This window comes from Bradyrhizobium altum, from assembly GCF_020889705.1.
Lineage (GTDB): Bacteria > Pseudomonadota > Alphaproteobacteria > Rhizobiales > Xanthobacteraceae > Bradyrhizobium > Bradyrhizobium altum.
On the sequence record NZ_JACMYP010000424.1, the window covers coordinates 1 to 4,661 of the forward strand.

7 protein-coding genes are annotated in these 4,661 nt (G+C 66.3%); all 7 read left to right on the forward strand.

The window, feature by feature from the left end; all coding sequences use genetic code 11:
• Positions 1-612: NAD(P)/FAD-dependent oxidoreductase (locus H8B02_RS45380; protein WP_229172231.1), on the forward strand; the 612-nt coding region annotated here is incomplete at its 5' end.
• A 222-nt stretch (positions 613-834) separates the two neighbouring features.
• A complete protein-coding gene (locus H8B02_RS45385; protein ID WP_057018148.1) occupies positions 835-1,143 on the forward strand; it encodes a UBP-type zinc finger domain-containing protein in 309 nt (102 codons plus the stop codon).
• Between the two features lie 176 nt (positions 1,144-1,319).
• Positions 1,320-1,820 carry a hypothetical protein gene (locus tag H8B02_RS45390; RefSeq protein ID WP_229172232.1) on the forward strand — a complete coding sequence of 167 codons (501 nt, stop codon included), beginning with the start codon at positions 1,320-1,322 and terminating at the stop codon, positions 1,818-1,820.
• Between the two features lie 162 nt (positions 1,821-1,982).
• Entirely contained in the window at positions 1,983-2,807 is an 825-nt protein-coding gene (locus H8B02_RS45395) for an alpha/beta fold hydrolase (RefSeq protein ID WP_229172233.1), read from the forward strand.
• A gap of 82 nt (positions 2,808-2,889) precedes the next feature.
• Positions 2,890-3,519, forward strand: coding sequence for a Rossmann-fold NAD(P)-binding domain-containing protein (locus H8B02_RS45400; RefSeq protein WP_229172234.1), 630 nt, complete (start codon positions 2,890-2,892; stop codon positions 3,517-3,519).
• An 84-nt stretch (positions 3,520-3,603) separates the two neighbouring features.
• Positions 3,604-4,032, forward strand: a complete 429-nt coding sequence (locus tag H8B02_RS45405; RefSeq protein ID WP_229172235.1) for a DUF2948 family protein — start codon at positions 3,604-3,606, stop codon at positions 4,030-4,032.
• Between the two features lie 140 nt (positions 4,033-4,172).
• Positions 4,173-4,661, forward strand: a 489-nt coding sequence (locus H8B02_RS45410) for a histidinol dehydrogenase (protein ID WP_229172236.1), incomplete at its 3' end; no start/stop codon positions are given.

Here is a 4,661-nt window from a genome sequence, read left to right on the forward strand (position 1 = left end):
CTCGAGAATTATGAGGGCCGCGGCGTCTGGTACTGGGCCTCGCCGATCGAGGCGCGGCTGTGCGCCCAGCAGGACGTCGTGCTGGTCGGCGGCGGCAATTCCGCAGGCCAGGCGGCGGTGTTCCTGTCGGCGCATGCGCGCAGGGTCAACATGATGATCCGCGGCGGCGGGCTCGGGGCCAGCATGTCGCGCTATTTGATCGAGCGCATCGAGGCGACGCCGAACATCGAGTTGATGTTCAACACCGAGGTGACCGGGCTGGAGGGCGCGGAGACGCTGGAGCGCGTGCGCTGGCGCAGCCGGCTCGCGCCCGACGAGTTCACCATGGATATCCGCAATCTCTTCCTGTTCGTCGGCGCCGATCCGGCGACCGGCTGGCTCGAGGGCTGCGGCGTGCAGGTCGATCGCGGCGGCTTCGTGATGACCGGCGTGCAGAACGGCGACGGCGCGCCGGCCGTGCCGCTGCTCGAGACCACGGTGCCCGGCGTGTTCGCGGTCGGCGACGTCCGCTCCGGATCGGTCAAGCGCGTCGGCGGCGCGATCGGCGAGGGCGCGCAGGTCGTTGCGGCCCTGCACGGGTATCTCGCCGATGACGGGAGCCCGTCGCTGTAGCCGCGGCAATGGGTGATCGATGCGGCGAGCACGAGCTATCCCGTCATCCTGAGGTGCGAGCCTTGCGGCGGACTTGCGCCGCTGGGCGAGCCTCGAAGGATGCACGGCCCCGCTGGTGGCCGATTCATCCTTCGAGGCTCGCTGCGCGAGCGCCTCAGGATGACGGATCAGGCAGGCGAACGAGCTGAATTCGAAGCAACCGCATCCGAACGAGAGATCAAAATGACAAAAGGCTGCACCCATATCGCCGGCATCCAGGATGTCACGCCGAGTGCGCTTGGCTGCGAGGAGTGCCTGAAGAGCGGCAGCCGCTGGCTGCATTTGCGGATCTGCCGGACCTGCGGCCATGTCGGCTGCTGCGACGACTCGCCGAACCGGCATGCGACGGCGCATTTCCACGCCACCGGCCATCCCGTGATCGAGGGCTACGATCCGCCGGAAGGCTGGGGCTGGTGCTACGTCGACGAGGTGCTGTTCGACCTGTCGAAGCGCAAGACACCGCATAACGGGCCGATCCCTCGCTATTATTGATTCAATGTCTCACGAGGCGCACCGGCCACGCCGTGTGACATCGGTGCGAAATTTTTCGGCAAGTGCCGGCGTCGGTAAATTCTCATGAGATGTCGGCCGTCCTGCCATCGAACCATGTAGCAATTTTCAAGGACGCATCGTAACGTGGTGCGGGTTCTCAACGGGGAGTGCGCTACATGACGACGTTGGTGCTTGTGCACGTCATTATCAGCCTGATCGCCATCGTCGCCGGCGTGATCGTGATGTTCGGCCTGCTCGGTTCGCGCGCGATGCCCGGACTGACCGCGATCTTCCTCATCCTTACGATCCTGACCAACGCCACCGGCTTCGTGATTCCGCCTCTGGTGACCGAGAAGCTGCTGCCGTCGCACATCATCGGCGGCCTCTCGCTGGTGCTGCTCGCGATCGCCTGCATCGCACTGTATGCGATGCAGCTCAAGGGCGCCTGGCGTCCGATCTATATCGTGACAGCGATGGTCTCGCTCTATCTCAACGTCTTCGTGCTCGTCATCCAGAGCTTCCTCAAGGTGCCTGCGCTGCAGGCGCTGGCGCCGGCCGTGCCGCCGAACCCGCCGTCCGGGCCGGTATTTGCGGTGGTGCAGGGCATCGTGCTGGTGTTCTTCGCCGTGGTGATCATCGGCGCGTGGCGCCGGTTCAGGCCGGTCACGTTCGCCTGATCTGATACGCCCGTTCATGCCGCGTGATTCCGGGGCACGCGTCAGCGTGAACCCGGAATCCAGAGTCAATCGATCGAGATTCCCCGGTGCGCAATTGCGCACCTGCGGTTCGACGCTGCGCGTCGCACCGGAATGACGTAACGCAACAGGAGGAGCAATCAAATGCCCACCATCACCACCAAAGACGGCGTCGAGATCTTCTACAAGGATTGGGGTTCGGGCCAGCCGATCGTGTTCAGCCATGGCTGGCCGCTGTCGTCGGACGATTGGGACGCCCAGATGTTGTTCTTCGTGGGTCAGGGCTTTCGCGTGATCGCCCACGACCGTCGCGGCCACGGCCGTTCCGCCCAGGTCGCCGACGGCCATGACATGGACCACTACGCCGACGACCTCGCTTCCGTCACCGCGCATCTCGATCTGAAGAATGCCGTCCATGTCGGCCATTCCACCGGCGGTGGCGAGGTGGTGCATTACATCGCCCGCCACGGCGAGAGCCGGGTCGCAAAGGCCGCGATCCTCAGCGCGGTGCCGCCCCTGATGGTGCAGACCGCGGCCAACCCCGGCGGCCTGCCCAAGTCGGTGTTCGACGGTCTGCAGGCGCAGCTCGCGGCCAACCGCTCGCAGTTCTACCGCGATCTCCCGGCCGGGCCGTTCTACGGCTACAACCGGCCCGGCGCAAAGCCGTCGGAAGCCGTGATCCAGAACTGGTGGCGGCAGGGCATGATGGGCGGCGCGAAAGCGCATTACGACGGCATCGTCGCGTTCTCGCAGACCGACTTCACCGAGGATTTGAAGAAGATCACCGTGCCGGTGCTGGTGATGCATGGCGACGACGACCAGATCGTGCCCTATGCAGATTCCGCCCCGCTCTCGGCCAAGCTTTTGAAGAACGGCACGCTGAAGACCTACAAGGGTTTTCCGCACGGTATGCCGACCACCGAAGCCGAGACCATCAACAAGGATCTGCTGGCGTTCATCAGGGGCTGACCGGCGGCTGCGCGTGAGCGCATCCGGTGAGGCCGGGGAGGAGGACGCATTATGAAAGTCATCCCTGTTCGGCGCGACCGGCATGGTCGGGCAGGGCGTGCTGCGCGAGTGCCTGCTCGATCCCGGCGTCGAGCGCGTGCTGGCGGTCGGGCGCAGCCCGACCGGGCAGCGCGATCCAAAGCTCGTCGAGCTGACCTGCGACAATTTCGTCGACTACGGCGCGATCGAGCCGCAGCTGGCCGGCTATGACGCCTGCTTCTTCTGCCTCGGCGTCTCCTCGATCGGCATGGACGAGGCGCGCTACCGGCATCCGACCTACGACATCACGCTGGCGGCGGCGACGACGCTGGCGCGGCTCAATCCCGGCACGGTGTTCACCTATGTCACGGGACGCAGCACCGATTCCACCGAGCAGGGCCCGCGGATGTGGGCGCGGGTGAAGGGCAAGACCGAGAACGACCTGCTCAAGCTGCCGTTCAAGGCCGCCTACATGTTCCGGCCCGCCGGTATCCAGCCGCTGCATGGGGTGCGCTCGAAGACCGGCTGGGTGCAGGCGATCTATGTCGCGACCTCGCCGCTGCTGTCGTTCCTGGTGCGCGTTGCCCCGAGCTACATGACGACGTCGGAACAGCTCGGCCGCGCCATGCTCAAGGTGGCCCGCGATGGCTACCCGAGGCCGGTGCTGGAGAGCGAGGACATCAACAGCCTCTGACGGAACCGGCAAGCCAGGTTCCTCCGGCGGATTTCCTCAGGTCACGTGGTATCTCCGGGACGCCAAGGCGCTATAAGTATCGTCATGTCGCCGCCTGCTCCCCTGAAACTGATCGCCCTCGATGCCGATGACCTCGCGGTGATCTCCGCCCATGTGCAGGACGCCCACGTCCAGCCCGCCGACATCGTCTGGCGCCAGGATGAGAAGCGTCTCGTGGTCGGCCTGAACCGGCTGGACTGGGAGCAGACCCTGGCCGGCGCCACGTCTTCGCGCCGGCTGATCGCCGCGCTCAGGTTCGACCGGGTGCTGGCATGCAAGTCGCGCAATATCGACCTGGAGGCGCCGGAGGCCACCCTGGAACTGCTCGGGATCGAATTCCACGCCTCCGACCCGCCGGGCGGCAGCGCGTTGCTGATGTTCGGCCAGGGGGCGGCGCTGCGGCTCGATGTCGAGTGCCTGGAGTGCGAATTGACCGATCTCGGGCCCGACGATCTCGGGGTGGGGCCGGGGTAAATATGCTGTCGTCCCGGCCTAGTGGGCAATTGCGCACGGGGGGCCGGGACGACGGGGAGATTGCGTGCCTGCCAAGGGTTGACGGCCATTATCCGCCGCGCCATTGAGCAGGGACCCAGAATCCTCTTCAGAAAGCCGCCATGCCCGTTCGCCTGGACCGACAGAGCGCCGATTTCGAGCAACGCTTCCGCGAGTTCCTGGCGGCCAAGCGCGAAGTATCGGCCGACGTCGAGCGCGCCACCCGCGCCATTGTCGATGACGTGGCGGCCCGCGGCGATGCGGCGCTGCTCGAGGCGACCAAAAAGTTCGACCGCCTCGACATCGACGCCGCCGGCCTGCGCGTCACCGCCGCCGAGATCGACGCCGCGGTTGCGGCCTGTGACGCCAAGACCGTCGACGCGCTGACATTCGCGCGCGACCGGATCGAGACCTTTCACCGCCGCCAGCTGCCGAAGGACGAGCGTTTCACCGATGCCGCCGGCGTCGAGCTCGGCTGGCGCTGGAGCGCGGTCGATGCGGTCGGCCTTTACGTGCCCGGCGGCACCGCGGCCTATCCGTCCTCGGTACTGATGAATGCGGTGCCGGCGCGGGTCGCCGGCGTGCCGCGGGTCGTCATGGTGGTGCCGTCG

Excerpts from the sequence above, each read along its gene's own strand:
- H8B02_RS45395 (WP_229172233.1), top strand. The coding sequence starts at position 1,983 with ATGCCCACCATCACCACCAAAGACGGCGTCGAGATCTTCTACAAGGAT.
- H8B02_RS45405 (WP_229172235.1), top strand. The coding sequence starts at position 3,604 with ATGTCGCCGCCTGCTCCCCTGAAACTGATCGCCCTCGATGCCGATGAC.
- H8B02_RS45400 (WP_229172234.1), top strand. The coding sequence starts at position 2,890 with ATGGTCGGGCAGGGCGTGCTGCGCGAGTGCCTGCTCGATCCCGGCGTC.
- H8B02_RS45385 (WP_057018148.1), top strand. The coding sequence starts at position 835 with ATGACAAAAGGCTGCACCCATATCGCCGGCATCCAGGATGTCACGCCG.
- H8B02_RS45390 (WP_229172232.1), top strand. The coding sequence starts at position 1,320 with ATGACGACGTTGGTGCTTGTGCACGTCATTATCAGCCTGATCGCCATC.